The organism is Pseudomonas sp. LTGT-11-2Z (assembly GCF_003691445.1).
In the GTDB taxonomy this organism is placed as follows: Bacteria; Pseudomonadota; Gammaproteobacteria; order Pseudomonadales; family Pseudomonadaceae; genus Aquipseudomonas; species Aquipseudomonas monteilii.
In genome coordinates this window covers 691,692-714,259 of sequence record NZ_CP033104.1, presented here as the reverse complement: position 1 = coordinate 714,259, position 22,568 = coordinate 691,692, and the positions used below count along the sequence as shown (strand labels likewise).

At 63.7% G+C, this 22,568-nt stretch carries 20 protein-coding genes and 1 riboswitch; of the genes, 6 read left to right on the top strand and 14 right to left on the bottom strand.

The genetic code is table 11. From position 1 onward, the window contains the following. Window positions 1-10: 10 nt before the first annotated feature. The 9 genes from D8767_RS03235 to D8767_RS03195 all read right to left on the bottom strand — a co-directional run bounded on the left by D8767_RS03235 (window position 11) and on the right by D8767_RS03195 (window position 9,215). The gene (locus tag D8767_RS03235; protein ID WP_028698485.1) at window positions 11-721 is read right to left on the bottom strand and encodes a membrane integrity-associated transporter subunit PqiC; all 711 of its coding nucleotides are present in this window, start codon (window positions 719-721) and stop codon (window positions 11-13) included. Between the two features lie 172 nt (window positions 722-893). Beyond that, complete coding sequence (parC, locus tag D8767_RS03230; RefSeq protein WP_016712337.1) at window positions 894-3,152, bottom strand: DNA topoisomerase IV subunit A; 2,259 nt, start codon at window positions 3,150-3,152, stop codon at window positions 894-896. 10 nt (window positions 3,153-3,162) lie between these two features. Next, window positions 3,163-3,681: a TIGR02281 family clan AA aspartic protease gene (locus tag D8767_RS03225; RefSeq protein ID WP_016712338.1), complete on the bottom strand. Its 519-nt coding sequence runs from the start codon at window positions 3,679-3,681 to the stop codon at window positions 3,163-3,165. Then, window positions 3,678-4,664, bottom strand: coding sequence for an esterase-like activity of phytase family protein (locus D8767_RS03220; protein ID WP_028698484.1), 987 nt, complete (start codon window positions 4,662-4,664; stop codon window positions 3,678-3,680). The genes D8767_RS03225 and D8767_RS03220 overlap by 4 nt, the downstream gene beginning before the upstream one ends. Beyond that, window positions 4,661-6,565, bottom strand: coding sequence for a DNA topoisomerase IV subunit B (gene parE / locus D8767_RS03215; protein ID WP_016712340.1), 1,905 nt, complete (start codon window positions 6,563-6,565; stop codon window positions 4,661-4,663). The genes D8767_RS03220 and parE overlap by 4 nt, the downstream gene beginning before the upstream one ends. A 35-nt stretch (window positions 6,566-6,600) precedes the next feature. Further along, window positions 6,601-7,209 carry a YqiA/YcfP family alpha/beta fold hydrolase gene (locus D8767_RS03210; protein WP_016712341.1) on the bottom strand — a complete coding sequence of 203 codons (609 nt, stop codon included), beginning with the start codon at window positions 7,207-7,209 and terminating at the stop codon, window positions 6,601-6,603. Between the two features lie 146 nt (window positions 7,210-7,355). Next, window positions 7,356-8,153 carry a 3',5'-cyclic-AMP phosphodiesterase gene (gene cpdA / locus D8767_RS03205; protein WP_028698483.1) on the bottom strand — a complete coding sequence of 266 codons (798 nt, stop codon included), beginning with the start codon at window positions 8,151-8,153 and terminating at the stop codon, window positions 7,356-7,358. Window position 8,154: 1 nt separating this feature from the next. Continuing rightward, window positions 8,155-8,607: a DUF1249 domain-containing protein gene (locus D8767_RS03200; protein WP_016501905.1), complete on the bottom strand. Its 453-nt coding sequence runs from the start codon at window positions 8,605-8,607 to the stop codon at window positions 8,155-8,157. Continuing rightward, window positions 8,598-9,215, bottom strand: a complete 618-nt coding sequence (locus D8767_RS03195; protein WP_016712343.1) for an NUDIX domain-containing protein — start codon at window positions 9,213-9,215, stop codon at window positions 8,598-8,600. Before D8767_RS03195 ends, D8767_RS03200 begins: the two co-directional genes overlap by 10 nt. A 196-nt stretch (window positions 9,216-9,411) precedes the next feature. Between D8767_RS03195 and D8767_RS03190 the strand changes: the two genes are divergently transcribed. Beyond that, a complete protein-coding gene (locus D8767_RS03190; RefSeq protein ID WP_016712344.1) occupies window positions 9,412-10,158 on the top strand; it encodes an RsiV family protein in 747 nt (248 codons plus the stop codon). Here the strand turns inward: D8767_RS03190 and cytX are convergent. Beyond that, window positions 10,127-11,410: a putative hydroxymethylpyrimidine transporter CytX gene (cytX, locus tag D8767_RS03185; protein ID WP_122048278.1), complete on the bottom strand. Its 1,284-nt coding sequence runs from the start codon at window positions 11,408-11,410 to the stop codon at window positions 10,127-10,129. The two genes, D8767_RS03190 and cytX, sit on opposite strands and share 32 nt — an antisense overlap. Before the next feature lie 149 nt (window positions 11,411-11,559). Further along, the gene (gene thiC / locus D8767_RS03180) at window positions 11,560-13,440 is read right to left on the bottom strand and encodes a phosphomethylpyrimidine synthase ThiC (RefSeq protein ID WP_016712346.1); all 1,881 of its coding nucleotides are present in this window, start codon (window positions 13,438-13,440) and stop codon (window positions 11,560-11,562) included. A 154-nt stretch (window positions 13,441-13,594) separates the two neighbouring features. Then, a riboswitch (TPP riboswitch) is annotated at window positions 13,595-13,701 on the bottom strand. A gap of 160 nt (window positions 13,702-13,861) precedes the next feature. On the opposite strand from thiC, the gene D8767_RS03175 reads away from it, so the two are divergent. Next, on the top strand, window positions 13,862-15,298 hold the full coding sequence (locus D8767_RS03175) for a TolC family outer membrane protein (protein WP_016712347.1): 1,437 nt from the start codon (window positions 13,862-13,864) through the stop codon (window positions 15,296-15,298). Between the two features lie 52 nt (window positions 15,299-15,350). On the opposite strand, the gene waaA is transcribed toward D8767_RS03175, so the two are convergent. Then, a complete protein-coding gene (gene waaA / locus D8767_RS03170) occupies window positions 15,351-16,622 on the bottom strand; it encodes a lipid IV(A) 3-deoxy-D-manno-octulosonic acid transferase (RefSeq protein ID WP_016712348.1) in 1,272 nt (423 codons plus the stop codon). Between the two features lie 11 nt (window positions 16,623-16,633). Next, on the bottom strand, window positions 16,634-17,524 hold the full coding sequence (locus D8767_RS03165) for a LysR family transcriptional regulator (protein ID WP_016712349.1): 891 nt from the start codon (window positions 17,522-17,524) through the stop codon (window positions 16,634-16,636). Window positions 17,525-17,611: 87 nt separating this feature from the next. On the opposite strand from D8767_RS03165, the gene D8767_RS03160 reads away from it, so the two are divergent. The 4 genes from D8767_RS03160 to D8767_RS03145 are packed head-to-tail and all read left to right on the top strand — an operon-like array spanning window position 17,612 to window position 20,996. Then, the gene (locus D8767_RS03160; RefSeq protein ID WP_003249458.1) at window positions 17,612-17,944 is read left to right on the top strand and encodes a multidrug efflux SMR transporter; all 333 of its coding nucleotides are present in this window, start codon (window positions 17,612-17,614) and stop codon (window positions 17,942-17,944) included. A gap of 46 nt (window positions 17,945-17,990) precedes the next feature. After that, a complete protein-coding gene (locus D8767_RS03155; protein ID WP_016712350.1) occupies window positions 17,991-19,166 on the top strand; it encodes an FAD-binding oxidoreductase in 1,176 nt (391 codons plus the stop codon). After that, on the top strand, window positions 19,163-19,975 hold the full coding sequence (locus tag D8767_RS03150) for an aldo/keto reductase (RefSeq protein ID WP_016712351.1): 813 nt from the start codon (window positions 19,163-19,165) through the stop codon (window positions 19,973-19,975). The genes D8767_RS03155 and D8767_RS03150 overlap by 4 nt, the downstream gene beginning before the upstream one ends. Window positions 19,976-20,027: 52 nt before the next feature. Then, complete coding sequence (locus tag D8767_RS03145) at window positions 20,028-20,996, top strand: hypothetical protein (protein ID WP_016712352.1); 969 nt, start codon at window positions 20,028-20,030, stop codon at window positions 20,994-20,996. Window positions 20,997-21,028: 32 nt separating this feature from the next. On the opposite strand, the gene hldE is transcribed toward D8767_RS03145, so the two are convergent. Beyond that, on the bottom strand, window positions 21,029-22,450 hold the full coding sequence (gene hldE / locus D8767_RS03140; protein WP_016712353.1) for a bifunctional D-glycero-beta-D-manno-heptose-7-phosphate kinase/D-glycero-beta-D-manno-heptose 1-phosphate adenylyltransferase HldE: 1,422 nt from the start codon (window positions 22,448-22,450) through the stop codon (window positions 21,029-21,031). Window positions 22,451-22,568 lie beyond the last annotated feature (118 nt).

Genomic DNA, 22,568 nt, shown 5'->3' with positions numbered 1-22,568 from the left:
GGCGGCTTGATCAGAACCGATAAACTTCCATATCGGTACGAATCGGCGAAGCCATCGGGATCTTGGACTTCTCCGGCGTCTTCTTCACTTGCACCGGCGCTGCAGGCTTTTTAGGCGATTCTTCGGCAATTGCCGGCTGGTTGGCCAGTGGCTTCACCGCCGCGCTCAGCTGCTCAGCCAGCTTTTGCAGCAGTTGGCCCTGGGCCTGCACCTGCGACGACTCGCTACCCTCGTGCGGCTGCTCAAGGTGAATGATGCGGTTGTCACGCACATGGCCACGGCGGTCCAGCAGACGCCATTGGGCATCGAGAATGGCCGGCTGGTTTTTGCCCGAGTCCAGGCGGGTGATCGACAACAGCACTTGTACATCCGGGCTGAAACCAGCGGTTGCCGGAGCCAACACCACGCGCTGGCTGTCCAGGCGCCAGGCAAGCTGACGCACCAGCAGTTGGTCGATATCCGACGAAAGGCTGCCCGCCCAGCGACCGTCGGTCGCTGCGCTCAGGCTGCCATCGGCCTGACGTTGCAGGAACGTCTCGCGCTGCAGGTAATCGGCAACCGATACCGGGCCGAGTACCACGGCCATGCCTGCACTTTGCGAAGGCTGGCCAGGATCACCACTGTCGAGCTGGTACAGGGCAACCGGCTGATGCATGGTGCACCCGCCAAGGCCCAGCAGGCCAGTCATCAACAGCGCAAATGGAAGGCGCAGAAATTTCATCATCCCATCCAGGCGGTCGCCTTCAGGCACACCGCAGTGATACATATAGATTCAAACGGGCACACGACTACGTCGGCACCGCAAGGGCCATATCATCCGCGAAATAACCGTCCGACTCCAGCATTTCTGCCCGGAACGGCGCTGAAATTGCCGTTCCAGACATTTCTACCGGTTAAGCCGGTACTTCCACCTGCAACCCATCGACGCGCTGGAAGCCGCGTGGCAGCTTGCTGCCCCGCCGTCCGCGCTCGCCCTTGTAATGCTCCAGGTCGTCCGCTTTCAGAGATAGGGTACGCTTGCCGGCTTGCAATACAAGGGTTGCACCTTCGGGAATCACGGCCAGATCGGTGACAAATTCTTCACGGCTGGCCACCCGGTCGCCCGGCACGCCAATGATCTTGTTGCCCTTGCCTTTACCCAGCTGCGGCAAGTCGCTGACCTTGAATACCAACAAGCGGCCCTCGGTGGTGACTGCCGCCAGCCAGTCCTGCTCGCGGTCGGCCACCGGGCGCGGGGTCATGACCTTGGCGCCGTTGGGCAGGCTGAGCAAGCCCTTGCCGGCCTTGTTCTTGGCCTGCAAGTCTTCGCCCTTGACCACAAAGCCGTAACCGGCATCCGATGCCACCACATAAAGTGCATCGTCATCAGGCAGCAGCACGCATTCGAAAGTCGCCCCCGGTGGCGGCGTCAGGCGACCCGTCAACGGCTCGCCCTGGCCACGCGCCGAGGGCAGGCTGTGAGCGGCCAGCGAGTAGCTGCGGCCGGTGGAGTCGATCAGCACGGCAAACTGGTTGGAACGCCCGGCCGCAGCGGCCTTGAAGCCGTCGCCGGCCTTGTAGGAAAGGCCGGTAGCGTCGATATCGTGGCCTTTGGCACAACGCACCCAGCCCTTCTCCGACAGCACCACGGTAACCGGCTCGGTCGGCATCAGTTCGTTTTCCGACAGTGCCTTGGCTTCGGCGCGCTCGACAATCGGCGAGCGGCGGTCGTCGCCGTAGGTTTCGGCATCCTTGATCAGTTCGCTACGCACCAGCTTGCGCAGTTTGGCCTCGCTACCCAGCAAGGCCTGCAGCTTGGCTTGCTCCTTCAGCAGCTCGTCCTGCTCGCCGCGGATCTTCATCTCTTCAAGGCGTGCCAGCTGCCGCAGGCGGGTCTCGAGGATGTAGTCAGCCTGAATCTCGGTCAGCTCGAAGCGCTCGATCAGCGCCTGCTTGGGGTGCTCTTCGGTACGGATGATATGGATCACTTCATCCAGGTTGAGGAACGCGGTGAGCAAACCGTCCAACAGGTGCAGACGCTTCTCGACCTTGTCCAGGCGGTGCTGCAAGCGGCGGCGAACCGTGTTGGTACGGAACTCCAGCCACTCCACCAGGATGGCACGCAGGTTCTTCAACTGCGGCCGACCGTCGAGGCCGATGATGTTCACGTTCACCCGGTAGCTGCTTTCCAGGTCGGTGGTGGCGAACAGGTGCTGCATCAGCTCGTCGGCATCCACGCGGTTGGACCGTGGGATGATGACGATACGGCACGGGTTCTCGTGGTCCGACTCGTCACGCAGGTCGGCGACCATCGGCAGCTTCTTGGCCTGCATCTGCGCGGCGATCTGCTCCAGCACCTTGGCCCCGGAAACCTGATGCGGCAGCGCGGTGACGACGATATCGCCATCTTCGACGCGGTACACGGCACGCATGCGGATCGAGCCACGGCCGCTCTCGTACATTTTGAGGATTTCCGCCCGAGGCGTGACAATCTCGGCCTCTGTCGGGTAGTCCGGCCCCTGAATGTGCTCGCACAGCTGCTCGATGGTGGCCTTTGGCTCGTCGAGCAGGCGCACACAGGCGCTGGCCACTTCACGCAGGTTGTGCGGCGGTACGTCGGTGGCCATCCCCACGGCGATACCGGTGGTGCCGTTGAGCAGGATGTTGGGCAGGCGCGCGGGCAGCACGGCCGGCTCCTGCAGAGTGCCGTCAAAGTTCGGCACCCAGTCGACGGTGCCCTGGCCGACTTCACTCAGCAGCACTTCGGCGTAGCGCGACAAGCGCGCCTCGGTGTAACGCATGGCGGCGAACGACTTCGGATCGTCCGGCGCCCCCCAGTTGCCCTGGCCGTCGACCAGGGTGTAGCGGTAGCTGAACGGCTGCGCCATCAGCACCATGGCCTCGTAGCAGGCCGAGTCGCCGTGGGGGTGGAACTTACCGAGCACGTCACCGACGGTACGCGCCGACTTCTTGTGCTTGGCATCGGCATCAAGCCCCAACTCGCTCATGGCGTAGACGATGCGTCGCTGCACCGGCTTCAAGCCGTCGCCGATATGCGGCAAGGCGCGGTCCATGATCACGTACATGGAATAGTTGAGGTAGGCCTGTTCGGTGAAGTCAGCCAGCGAGCGGCGTTCTACGCCGTCCAGGCTGAGTTCCAGTGAGTCGCTCATGCGGGCCTCGTCATTTCAGGTTCTGGCGCAGTAGCATGGTGCCGCCGCGCTGGGTAAATTCAAGTTGTTTCAGGGCACTCATGCCCAGCAATACAGTTGGCCCGTCCAGGCCTCGCACCACGATTGCGCGTACGCCCTGCAGGCGGATGTCGCCCAGTTGCAGGCTGGCCAGGCGTGTGCGGTAGCCCTCGGTGCGCCCGTTGGCGGTGCTGAGCAGGACCGGGCTGCCCCGCTCCAGGTTCAGGTCCCGGGCCAATGCCTCGGGGATGGCCACGTCGGTAGCGCCGGTGTCGAGCATGAAATGCACGACCTGGCCATTGATGGCACCATCCACCACGAAATGGCCCTGGCCATTGCTCAACAGCCGCACCTCGATAAAGCCTTCGCCATGCTCGGACTGCACCTGGGTATTGGGGTTACGCTGGCTGTCTTCCCACTGGCCGAAAAAACGCGTAGCAAGAAACAGTGCCGCCGCCCAGGCGACAACCATCAGCACCCTGCCCGCGCGCTTGCCCGGCGTCTGGCTCATGGCTTGGCGCTCCAGCCGCCTTCCGGCGCATCGAAGCGCCAGACGATCGGGCGGGTTTCGCCATCGGCACGGGCACCGTTGTTGTTGTCCAGGCCAATCCAAGCGCCCTTGGCATCGATTACCAGCGCTTCAGCCAGTCCGAACGGTTGTGCGTAGCGGCGCGACTCCACCAGGGCATCTGCTGCAAACGACCAGCAGCGCTCGACCTTGCCGCTATCGACATCACGCCGGCACACCCGGTAGGCGTTGCGTTCGAGCGTAAACAGCTTGCCCTCGAACCAGGCCAGGTCGGAAAAATCACGCGAAAGCGCTCGGGCATCGGGCATTTGCGCCGGCTGCATCTCGACCCCGGCCTCGCTCAACAGCACACAGCTGCGCCCGCAAGTCCATACCGATTGCTGGCGTTCGATGGCTACCAGGCCACGCCGTTCGCGCTCGGCGGCCAGCCACAGGCGGTCGCCCGCCGGGTTGATAGCCAAGCCTTCGAACAGTGCATTGAAGTTCAACAGCATGCCGCTGGCGCGGGCCTGGCGAACCATGGCCGGGTCGATTTTCAACCAGTCCGGTTCGCCGTCCACGGGCAACTGCAAAACGGCGGCATGGGCTTCACTGGCCAGGTAGAGGTTACCCGCCTGATCACAGGTGATGCCCTCGAAGTCCAGCTCGCCTCCGCGAATGTACGACGCCGCCCAGTTGCGCGACTTCAGACCCCACGGCAGCCCGCTTTCCGGTGGCGATGGCGGGGTAAAGGTCAGCGGTTGTGCGCGCCAGGTCGGGTTTTGCTGGTCAAAGCGGTAGATACGGTCGTCGTCGCGATCGGACACGCCCCACAGCCCGCCCCGGCATTCCACCAGGCCCGAAAGGTTGCCACCGCGCATGCCTTCGACCGGGTGTTCGGCACTGAGCTTCAGCTCCGGCCAGTTGCCCGCCAGGCTTGGCAGGGCAACCAGCGCAAGGCAAACGGCAAGAAACTGCCGAATCAAACCATGACCTCAGCCAGGTTGCCTTTGGTTTCCAGCCAGCTCTTGCGGTCGCCGGCGCGCTTCTTGGCCAGCAGCTTGTCCATCAGCTCGCAGGTGGCCTGCACGTCATCCAGGGTCAACTGCACCAGGCGCCGGGTGTTCGGGTCCATGGTGGTTTCGCGCAGCTGTGGCGGGTTCATCTCGCCCAGGCCCTTGAAGCGGGTGACCTGCGGCTTGCCGCGCTTCTTCTCGGCCACCAGGCGATCGAGGATGCCGTCACGCTCGGCTTCGTCGAGGGCGTAGTAGATTTCCTTGCCCAGGTCGATGCGGTACAGCGGCGGCATGGCCACATACACGTGCCCGGCCTCGACCAGCGCCCGGAAGTGCTGAACGAACAGCGCGCACAGCAACGTGGCAATGTGCAGGCCGTCAGAGTCGGCGTCGGCGAGGATGCAGATTTTGCCGTAGCGCAGCTGCGCAAGGTCGGTGGCACCGGGGTCAACGCCAATGGCCACGGCAATATTATGCACCTCCTGGCTGGCCAGGACTTCGCCACCGTCCACTTCCCAGGTGTTGAGGATCTTGCCGCGCAGCGGCAGGATCGCCTGGAACTCCTTGTCCCGCGCCTGCTTGGCCGAGCCACCGGCCGAGTCACCCTCGACCAGGAACAGCTCTGCACGCATCGGGTCCTGGCCGGCACAATCGGCCAGCTTGCCGGGCAATGCCGGGCCCTGAGTGATGCGCTTGCGCTCGACCTTCTTGCTGGCCTTGAGGCGACGTCCGGCATTGCTGATGGCCAGCTCGGCCAGCTGCATGCCCAGCTCGGGGTGGGCGTTGAGCCACAGGCTGAAGGCGTCCTTGACCACGCCGGAAACGAACGCTGCCGCTTCACGCGAAGACAGACGCTCTTTGGTCTGCCCGGAGAACTGCGGGTCCTGCATCTTCATCGACAGCACGAAGGTGATGCGTTCCCAGACGTCTTCCGGTGCCAGCTTCACCCCACGCGGCAGCAGGTTGCGGAACTCGCAGAACTCGCGCATGGCATCCAGCAGCCCCTGGCGCAGGCCGTTGACGTGGGTACCGCCCTGGGCGGTCGGAATCAGGTTGACATAGCTTTCCTGGATGCTGTCGCCGCCCTCTGGCAACCACAACAAGGCCCAGTCAACGGCTTCCTTGTTACCGGCCAAGCTGCCGCAGAACGGCTCGTCGGGCAGGCGCTGGAACTCGTTGACCGAATCGACCAGGTAAGAGCGCAAGCCGTCCTCATAGTGCCACTCGACCTTTTCGCCGCTGGCCTTGTCCTCGAAGCTGACCAGCAGGCCCGGGCACAGCACGGCCTTGGCCTTGAGCACATGCTTGAGGCGGCTGATGGAGAACTTGGGCGAATCGAAGTACTTCGGGTCAGGGCTGAAGTAGACGCTGGTGCCGGTGTTGCGCTTGCCGACCGAACCGACCACCTCCAGCTCGCTGGCCTTGAAGCCATCGGCAAAGGTCATCTGGTATTCGTTGCCGTCGCGCTTGACGCGCACACGCACCTGGGTCGACAGGGCGTTGACCACCGAAATACCCACACCGTGCAAACCACCGGAGAACTGGTAGTTCTTGTTGGAGAACTTGCCGCCGGCGTGCAGCTTGGTGAGGATCAGCTCGACCCCGGACACCCCCTCTTCCGGGTGGATGTCCACGGGCATGCCGCGGCCATCGTCGCTGACTTCCAGCGAGTGGTCGGCATGCAGGATGACCTGCACCGAACGGGCGTGGCCAGCCAGGGCTTCGTCGACGCTGTTGTCGATGACTTCCTGGGCCAGGTGATTGGGGCGGCTGGTATCGGTGTACATGCCCGGCCGCTTGCGGACCGGGTCAAGGCCCGAGAGGACTTCGATGGCGTCTGCGTTATAGGCGCTAGCGCTGGGATTGGCCATAGGGTCTCTTCGTCAGTCTGGTGAATGCAAAAAAGTCAAAATACAGAAAAGTCGAGCGCCGCATACTGCCCGCGGGCAATGCCGGCGAAGGCCAGCAGTGCCGGCAGGTGCTGGGCGAAGCCCTGGAAGCTGTGGTCGCCACCGGCCTGGATGCGCAGGGCACAGGCACGGTAATAGTGCTCGGCGTGGCGATAGTCCAGGGTTTCATCGGCGGTCTGCAGCCACACTTGATAGCGGCTGGCATCGACCGGGGCCGGTACTTCCAGCTCGGCCAGGGCCTTCACGTGATCGTGGGTCAGCTCCCAGGTTTCACCACTGTAATGATTGCGCTGGGTGCCCAGGTAACCGTCGAAATGCTTGTGCGGGGTTACCGCCGGGTTGACCAGCAGCGCTTTCAGGCCATAGCGCTCGGCCAGATGGGTGGCATAGTAGCCGCCGAGCGAGCTGCCCACCAGTAATGGCGCACCGAGTTCTGCGATAGCCGCTTCGAGCTGGGCGATGGCCTGGCGCGGGTGGTGGTGCAAGGCTGGCACGCGTAGCTGGGCCGACAGCCCCAGTTGCTGCATCACAGCCTCGAGCTGGCGCGCCTTGGTGGAAAGCGGCGAGCTGTTGAAGCCATGGATATAGAGGATGGAACCCGACATGCTGCCCCCGGAAACTGTGGCGTTGCGCCTGATGATGCGGGCGCAGGGACGCGCAGTGTAGCGCGTTCGCCGGGTTTTGACGCAGTGTCACGGGTTTCGCAACAATTTCTTCAAGAGAGCCGGGGCCGCTCCGCGCCCCAAGTTCTTCAATATCCTGGACTATCGAAATCGAGAGCAACCTTGAAATCCAGCGCCCGCTCCACCCCGGTCTCCAGCCGCCCATCAGCATGCAGGCGCAACCAGCGGTAACCAGGCGGCTCTTCGCTCACCTGGAAATCCTCACTGCGCGCCGCGAACTGAATGCAGGTCGACGGCGTAGCCAGCAGGCGCCGGCCATCACGTACTTCATCCCATTCCTGATGCACATGCCCCCACAGCAACGCCCGCACCTGTGGATAAGCCTCGACGATATCGAACAGTGCCTGGGCGTTGCGCAAGCCGATCGGCGCGATCCAGGCGCAGCCGATGTCTACCGGCTGATGGTGGAAACACACCAGGCAATGGCGCTCGCCCGCCCCTTTCAGCGCGGCTTGCAGCACGGCCAGCTGGTCATCCTCCAGCAGGCCATGTGTCGCGCCATGCACTGCCGTGTTGAGCATGACAATACGCCAGGCGCCGATATCGGTTACCGCCTGCAGCAGCTCCGGGGCCACTTCGGCCATGACCCGGGCTTCGTCATGGTTGCCCGGCAACCAGCGGGTGGGCACGGCAAATGGCGCGGTCAGCTCACGAAACGCTTCATAAGAGGCAACACTGGCATCCTGGGACAGGTCGCCCGTACACAGCAGCAAGTCGACAAGCGGTTGCTCACGCTGCACCTGGGCCACCACATGGCCCAGGCTGTCACGGGTTTTAAGGCCCAACATGCTGCCGGCCGGATCGGCGAAAAGGTGAGCGTCGGTCAGTTGCACCACATGCACAGGGCGCGTCAGGTCTGGCTGCATGTCAGCGAACACTTGCCAGTTCGTGACCGCAAGCCAGGCAATGGCTCAACCATTCACCGAGGAACAGGTTGAGCTGGGCCTTTTCGTCCGGCTGATGCATGGCCTCGTTAGGGTACGGATAGATGCTGCGCAGGCGCCGCGTGTGTTCGGCACTGACCACTTCGGCCATGCGCGCATCGTGGTACACCTGCACTTCCAGGTGCGGCACAGGCAGCCACGGCAGGCTGTGCTCTTGGCGTACATGCAGGGTGGTGGTGTACGGGCAGGCCAGCACCACGTCGAGCACCAGCACACCGAGCATCTGGTCACCCTGGGTCATGCCGATACGGCGCGAGCTCTGGGTGGTGCGCATGTCGGGCAACAGGCGCATCAGCCGGGCGTAGTTGGCCTCGCAGGCTGCCTGCAGCCCGACCAGATCGACTCGATAGCGCTCGCGCAGCAAATTCACTTCCACATACCTCGTACTTCGTCGCGGTTCAGCGCCAGCCATTGCAGGCCGATGATGGTCGCCGCGTTGCAGATACGCCCGTCGCGCACGGCCTGCAAGGCGTCCTCGAACGACCACACGCGCACGCGAATGTCTTCGCCCTCTTCTTCCAGGCCATGAAGGCCGCCCGCCCCCTCGCTGCTGCACCGGCCAAGGAACAGATGAACGTATTCGTCACTGCCGCCGGGCGACGGGAAGTAGCGGGTCATCGGCCACAGTGCAGTGAACGTCAGGCCAGCTTCTTCTTCGGCTTCGCGGTGAGCGACTTCTTCGGGTTGTTCGTCCTTGTCGATCAGCCCGGCGACCATCTCGATCAGCCAGGGGTTATCGATCTTGCCCATGGCGCCAACGCGAAACTGCTCGATCAGCACCACTTCATCACGCAACGGGTCGTAAGGCAGTACACACACTGCATCGTGGCGCACGAACAGTTCGCGGCTGATCTCGCGGCCCATGCCTCCGGCAAACAGCTCGTGGCGCAGGTGCACCTTGTCGAGCTTGTAGAAGCCCTGGAAACAGTTGGCCCGCTTGACGATCTCGACCGCCTTGGGCACCGAATTCAATGTGTCTGACATGGAAATCCTCGTTGCTACATCAACCGCCTGGTTACTGCATCGCGCCATCCTACTCTGCACGCCTGCCGGTTTCATCCCTTTCCGCCAACCGCTGGCGCACTCGGGACAGCAGGTCTTCACTCTGTTAGCTTAGTGGCGAACTGAAGGCCGCGCAGACGGTCAAAGGCCGACTTTTCCCTGTTCTGCAAGGATCATCATGACACTTGTCAAACTGACTTCCGTGGCTGTGCTGGCACTCGCTCTGGGCGCCTGCCAGAGCCTGTTCACGCCCAACTACCGGGCCCCGCTCGAGGTCAAGCGCGACGCCTGGGAGCACGTGAAACCCGGCTGCAGCGAAAGCGACTGCCCGTTGGTGAACATCGACATGGTCCACTTCCCGGCCTTGCCAAAGCTGGACGCCATCGTCGAAAAACGCCTGCTGCAACTGACCGAAGACAATCAGCATGGCACCGCGCCGAGCACCCTGCAGGCCTACGAGCAGCAATACCTGGCCAGTGCCGACAAACGTAACAGCAGCTACCTGCAAGCCAAAGTACGCGAGCAGCATGACGGGCTGGTGATCATCGAATTGTCCAGCTACCTGGACAGCGGTGGCGCCCACGGCATGCCGGGGCGTGGCTTCATCAACTATTCGCGAAAGCTGGACAAGGTGCTGACCCTGCAGGACATGCTGGTGCCCGGCCAGGAAGACACCTTCTGGAAAACCGTCGAGGAGTCGCACCGGGCCTGGCTGATGAGCGTGGGCATGGACAAGGACGCCGAGTTCGTCAAAACCTGGCCGTTCAAGAAATCGCCGCACATCGCCCTGACGTACGGCGCAGTCGTGGTCAAGTATGAGGTCTACGCCATCGCGCCCTATTCCATGGGCCACGTGGAGCTGAAGATCCCCTACCCACGCCTGAATGGCGTGCTCAAGCCTGAACTGTTTCCCGGCCGCGGCTGAGGCTCAGCAGCCCGTGCAGTAGCCCTGCCAGCACCAGTGCCGGCAGGGTCGCCCCGAAGTCCGGCGCCTGTGTAGCGATGACATGGTAAGCCGCCACCCCCACCACCCAGGCCAGCAGCGCCTGCCAGTGCAAACCACCCACCTGGGCCGGCAGGCGACGGCGACGCACCACGTAGTGGTCCATCAGCACCACGCCGAACAGCGGCGCGAACACCGAGCCGATCAGTAGCAGGAAGTTCTCGTACTGGGCCAGCGGCGCCAGCAAAGCGATCAGGGTGCACAGCACGCCAATGGCCAAGGCCAGGTGCTCGACCTTCACCGGCACCAGCACACCGGTGGACACGGCCGCCGAATGGATGTCGGCAAAGGCCTTTTCCGACTCGTCCAGCAAAATCAGCAACAGCGGAATACCCATGCCGGCGGCCGCCAGGGCCAGCAGCAGGGCATTGACCTCGCCATTGGCAGCGAAGGCCAGGGTGTAAGCCACGCCCAGGCTCATCAGCCAGGTGTTGCCGATAAAGTAGCCCACCACCGTACCGCCAAATACATGCTTGCCGTTGCGGGCGAAGCGCGAGTAGTCGGCGATCAGCGGGAGCCACGACAGGGGCATGGCAATGACGATGTCGAAGCCCACCGCCAGCGACATCGAGCCGTCCCCGGCGCGGTTCCACAGATCAGCCAGGTCAGCTTTGGCGAACAGGTTCCAGGTCAGCCAGACGCAAGCACCCAGCAGCAACCAGATACCCCAGGCGCGCAGTACCTTGCGCACGAAGGCCAGTGGCCCGCTCACTGCCAGCAAGGTGGCCAGGGCACCGAAGCACAGGGTCCAAAGCATCGGGCTGTTCCAGGCACTGCCTTCGCCGAAGGCGCGCGCGCCCAGCAGGCTGGCAGCATCGCGCATGACAATGATCTCGAACGCGCCCCAGCCGACCAGTTGCAGCAGGTTGAGCAGCGCCGACAGGCGCGCGCCGTGGCCGCCCAGGCTGAGTTTCAGGGTGCCCATGGCCGACAGGCCGGTGTCGCTACCGATCACACCGGCAGCCCCCAGCAACAGCACGCCCACGCCGGTGCCCAGTGCGATGGCCAGCACTGCGCCCGCCAGGCCCAGACCGGGGGCCAGCATGGCGCCGACCTGCAGCACCATCAGGCCGATGCCGAGGGAGAACCACAGCGAGAACAGGTCGCGGGCACCGAAGATGCGCTGGTGGGGGGGGATCGGGTGGTCGGGGGAAAATTGGCTGGGGGTGGTCATTGTTATGTTCGCCAGAAGGATTGATAGGGTTTCGCCGACCCACTGAGGGAGCGGGCTTGCCCCGCGAAGGCGTCAGGCCTGCCAAACGCGTTGGCGCAGCTGACGCGTTCGCGGGACAAGCCCGCTCCCACAGTGGAGAAACGGCGCTTTTACACTTTGTGGTACAGCTGGCTGCCTTCCTGGCGGAACCGCTCGGCCTGCTCGCGCATGCCTTCTTCGACCGACACGTCCACGGTCTCGATCCTGGCGGCGTATTCACGCACTTCCTGGGTGATCTTCATCGAGCAGAACTTCGGCCCGCACATCGAGCAGAAGTGCGCGACCTTGGCCGATTCCTTCGGCAGGGTCTCGTCGTGGAAGGCACGGGCAGTGTCCGGGTCCAGGCCCAGGTTGAACTGGTCTTCCCAACGGAACTCGAAACGCGCCTTGGACAAGGCGTTGTCACGAATCTGCGCGCCGGGGTGGCCCTTGGCAAGGTCGGCGGCGTGCGCGGCGATCTTGTAGGTGATGATGCCGGTTTTCACGTCGTCCTTGTTCGGCAGGCCCAGGTGCTCCTTGGGCGTGACGTAGCAAAGCATGGCGCAACCGAACCAGCCGATCATCGCCGCACCAATGCCCGACGTGATGTGGTCGTAACCCGGTGCAATGTCGGTGGTCAGCGGGCCGAGGGTGTAGAACGGCGCCTCGTCGCAGCACTCCAGCTGCTTGTCCATGTTCTCCTTGATCAACTGCATCGGTACATGGCCAGGGCCTTCGATCATGCACTGCACGTCGTGCTTCCAGGCGATCTTGGTCAGCTCGCCGAGGGTTTCCAGCTCACCGAACTGCGCGGCGTCGTTGGCGTCGGCAATCGAGCCAGGGCGCAGGCCGTCACCCAGCGAGAAGCTGACGTCGTAGGCCTTCATGATTTCGCAGATTTCGTCGAAGTGGGTGTACAGGAAGTTTTCCTTGTGGTGCGCCAGGCACCACTTGGCCATGATCGAGCCACCACGGCTGACGATGCCGGTAACACGTTTGGCGGTCAGCGGCACATAGCGCAGCAGCACGCCGGCGTGGATGGTGAAGTAGTCCACGCCCTGTTCAGCCTGCTCGATCAGGGTGTCGCGGAACAGCTCCCAGGTCAGGTCTTCGGCCACGCCGTTGACCTTTTCCAGCGCCTGGTAGATTGGCACGGTACCGATCGGCACCGGCGAGTTGCGGATGATCCACTCGCGGGTTTCGTGGATGTGCTTGCCGGTGGACAGGTCCATGACCGTGTCCGAACCCCAGCGGATGCCCCAGGTCAGCTTGGCCACTTCTTCCTCGATCGAGGAACCCAGGGCGCTGTTGCCGATGTTGCCGTTGATCTTCACCAGGAAGTTGCGGCCGATGATCATCGGTTCCACTTCCGGGTGGTTGATGTTGGCCGGGATGATCGCGCGGCCACGGGCGATTTCCTGGCGGACGAATTCGGGGGTGATTTCTTTCGGGATGTTGGCGCCGAAGCTGTGGCCGGCGTGCTGCTCTTTCAGCAGGCCGGCGGCGCGGGCCTCTTGCAGCTTCATGTTTTCGCGGATGGCCACGTATTCCATCTCGGCGGTGATGATGCCCTGGCGGGCATAGTGCATCTGCGAGACGTTGGCGCCGGCCTTGGCGCGGCGCGGGTTGCGCACGTGGGCAAAGCGCAGCTTGGCCAGTTCGGCATCGTTCAGGCGCTGCTGGCCGAAATCGGAGCTCAGGCCGTCCAGGCGCTCGGTGTCACCACGGGCGTCGATCCACGCCGAACGCACGTCGGCCAGGCCCTTGCGCACGTCGATGATCACGTTTGGGTCGGTGTACGGGCCAGAGGTGTCGTAGACCAGCACCGGGGCATTGGTTTCGCCACCGAAATCGGTCGGGGTATCGTCCAGGCTGATTTCACGCATGGGCACGCGGATGTCCGGGCGCGAGCCTTCGACATACACCTTGCGCGAACGCGGGAACGGTTGCACGGACTGCTGATCGACTTGTGCCGATTCGCTGAGGTTGATCGCTTTTTCTTGTTTGGTCATCACAGGCTCTCCAGACGGCTTCCTAGCAGTGGAATGTCGGGGTGAACCTGAATGGCGCGGACACACCCATGATGGGTGCAGTGCCGGATATGGGGGTGCCTGAAGCTGCATGCAGCTGCGACATTCCCGGACCTGGCACAAGAGGCTCCCCGGGAAGGCGAGCAATCTTGTTCCCTACGCAGGCGCTAACCTGATCAGGTTCAACGGGATCCGCACCTCTGCGATCTCAGCCTTTGCTTCAAGGCACCCCGACAAGAACATGCGCAGTCTAGACTGGAGTGGTCGGCAAAGCCAAGCGGGTAAATGCGCACTTGATGAAAGGCACACCAGGCGATTGTTGCCGGGGGCGCATGGCACTACACTGGCCCGTCATCCGATACTCAACAGTTCAGTAATTAAATTTCGTACAAGGATTGCCTCTATGCTGCGCAAACTCTCACTGGCGATAGCCGTGTCTTGTGCGTCCAACGGAGTGGTCTGGGCAGCGGACGTGCCCCCGACAGTGAAGACCGACCTGGTCAGCGTCTACCAGGAAGCGGTGGACAACAACGCCGACCTGGCCGCCGCCCGCGCCGATTACGGCGCCCGCCGCGAAGTGGTGCCACAGGCCCGCGCCGGGTTGCTGCCCAACCTGTCGGCTGGCGCCGAGATGATGAACACCCGCACCAAGCTGGACGAGCCCTCTGCCACCACCAACCGCAGCGGCAATACCTGGAGCGCCACCCTGGCGCAGCCGATCTTCCGCGCGGACCGCTGGTTCCAGCTGCAGGCTGCCGAAGCGGTCAACGAACAGGCGGCACTGGAGCTGTCGGCCACTGAACAGAACCTGATCCTGCAATCCGCGCAGAGCTACTTCGCCGTGCTGCGCGCTCAGGACAACCTGGCCGCTACCAAAGCCGAAGAAGCTGCCTTCAAGCGCCAGCTCGACCAGTCCAACGAACGTTTCGATGTGGGCCTTTCGGACAAGACCGACGTGCTGCAGTCCCAGGCCAGTTACGACACCGCCCGGGCCAACCGTATCATCGCCGAGCGCCAGGTGCAGGATGCATTCGAAGCGCTGGTCACCCTGACCAACCGCGAATACACCTCGATCCAGGGCGTAGTGCATACCCTGCCGGTACAGGTGCCAACCCCGAACGACGCCAAAGCCTGGGTCGAAACCGCCGGGCGCCAGAACCTCAACCTGCTGGCTACCAACTATGCGGTTTCCGCCGCTGAGGAAACGCTGCGTCAGCGCAAGGCAGGCCATGCACCGACGCTCGATGCGGTGGCCAAATACCAGAAAGGCGACAACGACAGCTTCGGCTTCACCAACCCTGCACCGGCCCCTGTTTCACGCTATAGCGGTGACGTCGAGCAAACCAGCATCGGCCTGCAGCTGAACATCCCGATCTACAGCGGTGGCCTGACCAGCTCGCAAGTACGCGAGGCCTACCAGCGCCTGAGCCAGAGCGAGCAGCAGCGCGAAAGCCTACGCCGCCAGGTGGTGGAAAACACCCGCAACCTGCACCGCGCGGTGAACACCGACGTGGAACAGGTGCAGGCGCGCAAGCAGTCGATTATCTCCAACCAGAGCGCGCTGGAAGCCACTGAAATCGGTTACCAGGTGGGTACCCGCAACATCGTCGACGTGCTCGATGCCCAGCGCCAGCTGTACACCTCGGTGCGGGATTACAACAACAGCCGCTATGACTACATCCTCGACAACCTGAGCCTGAAGCAGGCGGCCGGCACCCTCAGCCCGCAAGACCTGCAGGACCTCAAGCGCTACCTGAAGCCGGACTACAACCCGGACAAGGACTTCCTGCCGCCGGACTTGGCTGCGGCGGCTGCCAAGAACTTTGAGCGCAGGCCTTGATATAGATGCTGGATTCTTCGCGGGTTTACCCGCGAAGAAGGCCACACAAAAATCAGTGGAGGAGCGCGCCCAGCCCATCAAGCAACCGCTGCAATGCCCCCTGATTGGCCCGCATCACCGCCCTGCCCGCCTCGCCCATGCGCTGTGCATCCTGCGGCAACTCGACCAGCCGCCGCACTGCCCCGGCCAGCCCCTCGGCATCGTCCACCTGCTGCAACGCCCCCGCCTCACGCAGCATCGCGCTGATTTCAAGGAAGTTGAACACATGCGGCCCCATCAGCACCGGCAACGCCAATGCTGCCGGCTCCAGCGGGTTGTGCCCACCCGTCGCCACCAGGCTACCACCGACAAAGGCAATGTCGGCCAGCGCATACAGGAACAACAACTCACCCATCGTATCGCCAAGCAATACCTGGGTTTGCGCATCGACGGGCGTGCCAGCAGAGCGCCGCACGGTAGCGAATTGCTCGCTGCACAGCACATGTACCGCATTGAATCGCTCGGGATGGCGCGGCACCAGGATCAGCAACGCATCACCATGCACCTGTAGCAACTGCCGGTGCGCCTGCAAAATCAGCGCATCCTCGCCTTCATGAGTACTGGCCGCAATCCACACCGGGCGCTGCTCAGCCCCCCATTGCGCGCGCAGTGCCTTGGCACGCGGGAGCAGTTGCTCATCAATCTTCAGGTCGAACTTGATCGAACCGGTGACCTGCACGCACTCAGGGCGCGCGCCCAAATCACGGAAGCGCTGGGCCTCGGTTTCGGTCTGCACCGCAATCAGGCTCATCTCCGCCAGCATTGGCCGTGTCAGCTTGGCAAAGCGCCCATAGCCACGGGCCGAGCGCTCGGACAACCGCGCATTGGCCAGCGCCACCGGGATGCCGCGTTTGGCGCACTGGTGAATGTGATTGGGCCACAGCTCGGTTTCCATGATGATGCCCAGCTTCGGCTGCACATGGTCGAGAAAGCGCCCGGCCGCCCAGGGCAGGTCGTAGGGCAGGTAGCAATGCTGCACGCGTGGTTCGTCTGCGAACATGGCGCGAATGCGCTCGGAACCGGTCGGCGTCATGCAGGTAAGCGTGATCGGCAGGCCCGGGTAGGCCTTGAGCAAGGCACGCACCATCGGCGCTGCTGCGATGCTTTCGCCCACCGACACTGCGTGCACCCAAATGCCACCCTGGCGCATGGCCGGCAGCTTGAAGGCAAAGCGCTCGCCGATGCGTTGGCCATAGGCCGACGCCTTGCGTGCGCGCAGGTACAGGCGCAGCGCAACCAACGGCAGGCCCAGGTGAAACAGCAAGGTATAGAGTGTTCTGTTCATGGCGGCGGAGTTTACCCGATCGCACGCAAGTGCACTGCAAAGCGCTCGGCCAGCCACTGCGCCGCAGGCCCCAGCGGCTCATCACGGCGCCAGGCCAGTTCTGCCACGAGTGCCGGCGGGCGCCACTCGCTGTCCAGTTCGACCATGTGCGCCTGGTAAGTCGGGTACTGCACCACATGCCGCGGCAACCAGGCCCAGCCCAGGCCGCGCATCAGCAGTTCGGCCATGGCGTAGAAGCTGTCGGCACGCCACACCTGCGGGCTGACTGCCTCGCCGCCGGGGTAACCGCTTTGCTGTGGCGTGATGAGGAGTTGCCGGTGGCGGGCCAGTTGCTGGCGGGTGACCCGGCCCTCACCTGCAAGCGGATGGCCGACAGCGCACACCGTGACCATCTCCACACTGCCCAGGGCGCGCCGCTCCAGTGATGCCGGCATGCTTTCGTGGTGGAAGAACAGGCCCAGGTCGGCGCGGCGCTCCACCAGCTTGCGCGCCACATCACCTTGCGCACCACTGGCCAATTGCACTTCTAGAAATGGATAGCGGCTGGCCAGTTCGTCGAGGCTGTCGATCACCGGCTGATAAGGCATGGCTTCGTCCTGCGCCACCCGCAACAAAGCCTCCTGCCCGCGCATCAACGCAAGGGCGCGGCCATCCAGGCGCTCGCACTGGCGCAACAGTTCGCGGGCATCTTCCAGCAATGCACTGCCGTTTTCGGTCAGCTTCGGCTGCCGGCCACTGCTGCGCTCGAACAGGGTGACCCCCAGGTCGGTTTCAAGCAGGGCAATCGCGCTGCTGATGGCCGACTGCGCCTTGCGCTGCTCACGGGCCACGGCAGAAAACGAGCGCAGTTCAGCGACGCGCAGGAAGGTGCGCAGTTGCTCAAGGTTCCATTGCTCAGCCATCAACCTATCTCCCCTACTGATAGGTAATGACTTTACCCCATCCAGGTAGCGTCTAGAATGCCCGACCAGTTACCGGAGGATCCTGCCATGAATGCCTACACCTACCTCGCCATCGCCATCTGCGCCGAAGTCATTGCCACCGCTTCGATGAAAGCAGTGAAGGGCCTGAGCACGCCATTGCCGTTGCTGCTGATGGTGGTTGGCTATGGCATCGCGTTCTGGATGCTGACCCTGGTAGTGCGCAGCATTCCGGTGGGCATTGCCTATGCCATCTGGTCCGGGCTGGGGATCGTGCTGATCAGTGTGGCGGCGCTGGTGATCTACGGGCAGAAGCTGGATATACCGGCGATGCTGGGCATGGCGATGATCGTGGGTGGGGTGGTGGTGATTCAGCTGTTTTCCAAGACTGCCGGGCACTGAAGCTGCCTGTATACTTGTCAGCTGTCCCAGTCTTCGAGGTACCGCCATGCCATCTGCCATTTCCACTGACGTACTGATCGTCGGCGCCGGGGTCGCAGGCCTCTGGCTCAATGCCCGCCTGCGCCGCCTGGGGTATTCGACAGTGCTGGTGGAACGCGCCAGCCTTGGCGGCGAGCAGACCATCAAGTCTCAAGGCATCATTCACGGCGGTACCAAGTACGCCCTGCAAGGTGCCCTCACCGGTGCTTCGGAAGCCATCGCCGACATGCCGCGCCGCTGGCGCGAAGCCTTGAGCGGTAGCGGCGAGCTGAACCTGAGCAACACCCGCCTGCTGTCCGAGGCCCACTACCTGTGGTCGCCAGGCACCCTGGCCGGCAACCTCACCAGCTTCTTCGCGAGCAAGGCCGTGCGCGGCCGGGTCGACCAGGTAAAAGGCGAGCAACTGCCGCCCGCCCTGCAAGACCGCGCTTTCAAGGGCAAGGTCTATCGCCTGGCCGAACTGGTCATCGACGTACCAAGCCTGCTGGCCAACCTGGCCGACCTGGCGGGCGACAGCCTGCTGGCCGGGGAACGCATCGAGCCGCTGCGCGAAAGCGACGAACTGGTCGGCCTGCGCGTCGATGGCCGCGACATCCGTGCCCAGCGTATCGTGCTCAGCGCCGGTGCCGGCACCGAGGACCTGCTGCATGCCTTGGGCCTGAAGCTGCCTGCGATGCAAATTCGCCCGCTGCACATGGTCATGGCCAAGGGCCCTAACCTCAAGCCGCTGTATGCACACTGCCTGGGCGGCGGCCCCAAGCCACGGGTAACAGTGACGACTCACCCGGCTGCTGATGGCCAATGGGTCTGGTACCTGGGCGGGGATCTGGCCGAAGCCGATGGCGTGGCACGTGAGCCGGCGGCACAGATTGCGGCGGCGCAGAAGGAAATAGCCAACCTGTTGCCATGGATGGACCAAAGCCAGGTCCGTTGGGCCACCTTGCGCGTCGACCGCGCCGAACCTGCGCAGTCCGGCCTGGTGCGCCCGGACAACGCCTTCCTCGCCGACCAGCAACGCCTGTTGGTGGGCTGGCCGACCAAGCTGGCCCTGGCGCCGGACTTCAGCGACCGGGTCATCAGCCACCTGGAGCGCGACGGTATCCGCCCGCAGGCACAAGCCGAACTGGCCGGCCTGCCACGCCCACCGCTGGGTGTGCCGGCCTGGGAGCAACTGCTGCCATGACCCTGCCAACCCTGCACGACTTCCACCGCCCGCTGGGCAGCACCGGTTTCAAGGTTTCACCGCTGGGCCTGGGCACGGTCAAGCTGGGCCGCGACCAAGGCGTGAAGTACCCCGCCGGCTTCACCATCCCCGGCGATGACGAAGCCCGCCTGCTGCTGGCCCAGGCCCGCGAGCTGGGCATCAACCTGATCGACACCGCCCCGGCGTATGGCCGCAGCGAAGAACGCCTGGGCCCCCTGCTGCGCGGCCAACGCGATGAGTGGGTGATCGTGAGCAAGGTCGGTGAAGAATTCGACAACGGCCAGTCGCACTTCGACTTCAGCGCCGCCCACACCCGCTGCTCAGTGGAGCGCAGCCTGCGCCGCCTGGAAACCGACCGCATCGAACTGGTACTGGTGCATTCCGACGGCAACGACCTGGCGATCCTCGAACAGCAGGAGGTCTACCAGACCCTGGCGGAACTTAAGCAGGAGGGCAAGATCCTCGGCTTCGGCCTGTCTGGCAAGACCGTGGCCGGCGGCCTGAAAGCACTGGAACAGGGCGACTGCGCCATGGTCACCTACAACCTCAACGAGCAGGCAGAACGCCCGGTACTGGACTACGCTGCCGAGCACGGCAAGGCCATCCTGATAAAGAAGGCCCTGGCCAGTGGACATGTCTGCCTGGCCCCTGGCGTTGACCCGGTGCAGGCCAGCTTCGAACTGCTGTTCGCCCACCCGGGCGTCAGCAGTGCTATCGTCGGCACCATCAACCCGCTGCACCTGGCCCACAATGTGGCCACCGTTGCCCGTATCCTGGGCCAGCATTGAGTTTCCCCAGGCCCAAGGGCCTGGCGACTGACCCGACGCAAGGAGGAGCCTCGTGGCGCGAACGCTGATCCGCAAGAACCCGAGCAACTTCAAGACACTGCCGCTGCATGTCGAGGCCACGCCCGAAGGGCTGATTTATCAAAGTATCGGCATGCCGCTCAACTTTGCCCAGACCCAGCAGCGGCGCAAGGCCATCCAGCTACCCGACACGCAGCACTTCGTGGCCGAACTGGCCAACCTGGGCGTATCGGTGCGCCTCACCCTGCATTGGCAAAACCGCGATTACTGGGTGCTGGTGCGCCAGCGCCGCCAAGACCGGGGCGATGTGGTGCTGAAACTGATTTCTGGCTATGTACCGGCACAGGAGCTGAACCTGCCGTTGCACACGGCGGTGCAGGAAGTGGCTGAGGAATGCCTGCTGGAAACCCCGGAAGGCTGGCTGGGCGGGCGCTTCAACGATACCTGGCTGCCCGTACCGTACGCCGCCGCCCTGCACTATCGCGAAACACCGCACTTCCTGCTGACCCCGCAGTCCGGCGCCGCCCGCCCCGTGCACTGCGGCAACCTGATGCTGCTGGAGCGGCCACGGGCCTATGTGCACTTGCCCACCGCCTCGCTGCAACTGATATACGACATGCGCCTGCAGGTGCCTCGTGAAGCCAAGAAACTGAGCCTGTTCCACGTCGATGAGCGACTGGAGAGCGGCCAGCTGGTGGCGCGACTCAACCGCAAACGGCCAGACCTGTACCTGATGCCGTTGAAGGACGGCCAACCGCTGGCGGAGCTGTATACGCTGAAGAAGGATGAGCTGGTGCCGGCGAGTACGCGTGGGCTGTACCTGGCAGAGAGTTTTGCCCGGCAGGAAGGCTGGGTGGTGAAGGACGAGCGAGTGCGCTGGAAGGACTGGGTGAAGCAACAGGGGCTGGTGGAGCCCAAGCCGTTGCGGGCATCGCACTTGCAGCGGTTTGGTGACAAAGCGCGGGCGCTGCTGGAGCGGGCGCGTACCTCACTTCACAAGTGAAAGCCTGGGGCTGCTTTGCAGCCCCAGCGATATCAGTTCTTGCGAATCTTCTCGACAATCGCCGTGGTCGAGCTGTTCTCGACCAGCCCCAGCACCTTCACGGTACCGCCATAGGCCTTGACGATATCGGCGCCCACCACCTGGTCGATGCCATAGTCGCCACCCTTGACCAGCACATCCGGCTTGACCTGGCTCAGCAGGTTTTCCGGCGTGCCTTCTGGGAAACTGATCACCCAGTCCACCGCCCCCAGCCCGGCCAGTACCGCCATGCGCCGGTCTACGCTGTTGATCGGTCGACCCGGCCCCTTTAAACGGCTGACCGAGGCGTCGTCGTTGACCGCAACAATCAGTCGATCGCCCTGGGCCCGCGCCTGTTCCAGGTAGGTAACATGCCCAGCATGCAGGATGTCGAAGCAGCCGTTGGTGAAGACGATTTTCTCTTTGTGCGCCCGCGCATCATCGATGGCCAGCAGCAGCTGCTCAAGGCCCAGCACACCGCGCTCGGAGCCTTCTTCGCGCTGGATGGCCCGGCGCAGTTCGGGGGCGCTGATCGCAGCCGTACCCAGCTTGCCAACCACGATGCCTGCCGCCAGGTTGGCCAGCGCCACCGCGTGGGGCAGGTCCTCGCCAGCCGCAATAGCCGCCGCAAGGGTGGAGATGACAGTATCACCGGCACCGGTCACATCGAACACTTCGCGCGCCCGCGCCGGCAGGTGCAGCGCTGGCTGCCCCGTGCGCAGCAGGGTCATGCCGTGCTCACCACGGGTGACCAACAAGGCCCCTAGGTCCAGGTCCTGCAGCAGTTGCACGCCTTTGGCAACCAGCTCGGCCTCATCGGCACAACGGCCAACGATGGTCTCGAACTCGCTGAGGTTCGGGGTGATCAGGCTGGCACCGCGGTAGATGGAAAAATCCTTGCCCTTGGGGTCGGCCAGCACCGGAATACCTTTGGCTCGCGCCGCCTGGATAAGGCTCTGGTGGTTTTTCAGTGCGCCCTTGCCGTAGTCGGAAAGGACCAGCACCTTGACGCCTTCGAGCAAGCTTTCGACTTCCGCGCCCAGCGACAGCGGATCGGTGGCGAACGGCTCTTCGAAATCGATACGCAGCAATTGCTGGTGACGGCTCATGACCCGCAGCTTGACGATGGTCGGCTGGTGCGCGATGCGCTGGAACACCGAACGCACACCGGCAGCCTGCAGGCTGTTGGCCAGACTATCGGCAGCTTCATCCTGGCCGGTGACGCCGATCAGCGAAGCCGGCGCGCCCAGCGCAGCGATGTTCAAGGCAACGTTGGCCGCACCGCCTGGGCGATCTTCGATCTGATCGACCTTGACCACCGGAACTGGCGCCTCAGGCGAGATACGCGAAGTACCGCCATGCCAGTAGCGGTCGAGCATGACATCGCCGACCACCAGTACCGGGGCTTGATCGAAACGCGGCATGGACAACTTCATGGGCAACCCATATGGAAATAATGAACAGGGGCAGGATATTAGCACAGGGTAGTCAACGGCTTTATGGCCAGATCGTCCCCGGAAAATTCCCGTGACAATCGGGGCCATGATGGCCCCG

Coding starts and splice junctions, on each gene's coding strand:
- D8767_RS03235 (WP_028698485.1), bottom strand. CDS start 721: ATGAAATTTCTGCGCCTTCCATTTGCGCTGTTGATGACTGGCCTGCTG.
- parC (WP_016712337.1), bottom strand. CDS start 3,152: ATGAGCGACTCACTGGAACTCAGCCTGGACGGCGTAGAACGCCGCTCG.
- D8767_RS03225 (WP_016712338.1), bottom strand. CDS start 3,681: ATGAGCCAGACGCCGGGCAAGCGCGCGGGCAGGGTGCTGATGGTTGTC.
- parE (WP_016712340.1), bottom strand. CDS start 6,565: ATGGCCAATCCCAGCGCTAGCGCCTATAACGCAGACGCCATCGAAGTC.
- D8767_RS03210 (WP_016712341.1), bottom strand. CDS start 7,209: ATGTCGGGTTCCATCCTCTATATCCATGGCTTCAACAGCTCGCCGCTT.
- cpdA (WP_028698483.1), bottom strand. CDS start 8,153: ATGCAGCCAGACCTGACGCGCCCTGTGCATGTGGTGCAACTGACCGAC.
- D8767_RS03195 (WP_016712343.1), bottom strand. CDS start 9,215: ATGTCAGACACATTGAATTCGGTGCCCAAGGCGGTCGAGATCGTCAAG.
- D8767_RS03190 (WP_016712344.1), top strand. CDS start 9,412: ATGACACTTGTCAAACTGACTTCCGTGGCTGTGCTGGCACTCGCTCTG.
- cytX (WP_122048278.1), bottom strand. CDS start 11,410: ATGACCACCCCCAGCCAATTTTCCCCCGACCACCCGATCCCCCCCCAC.
- thiC (WP_016712346.1), bottom strand. CDS start 13,440: ATGACCAAACAAGAAAAAGCGATCAACCTCAGCGAATCGGCACAAGTC.
- D8767_RS03175 (WP_016712347.1), top strand. CDS start 13,862: ATGCTGCGCAAACTCTCACTGGCGATAGCCGTGTCTTGTGCGTCCAAC.
- waaA (WP_016712348.1), bottom strand. CDS start 16,622: ATGAACAGAACACTCTATACCTTGCTGTTTCACCTGGGCCTGCCGTTG.
- D8767_RS03165 (WP_016712349.1), bottom strand. CDS start 17,524: ATGGCTGAGCAATGGAACCTTGAGCAACTGCGCACCTTCCTGCGCGTC.
- D8767_RS03160 (WP_003249458.1), top strand. CDS start 17,612: ATGAATGCCTACACCTACCTCGCCATCGCCATCTGCGCCGAAGTCATT.
- D8767_RS03155 (WP_016712350.1), top strand. CDS start 17,991: ATGCCATCTGCCATTTCCACTGACGTACTGATCGTCGGCGCCGGGGTC.
- D8767_RS03150 (WP_016712351.1), top strand. CDS start 19,163: ATGACCCTGCCAACCCTGCACGACTTCCACCGCCCGCTGGGCAGCACC.
- hldE (WP_016712353.1), bottom strand. CDS start 22,450: ATGAAGTTGTCCATGCCGCGTTTCGATCAAGCCCCGGTACTGGTGGTC.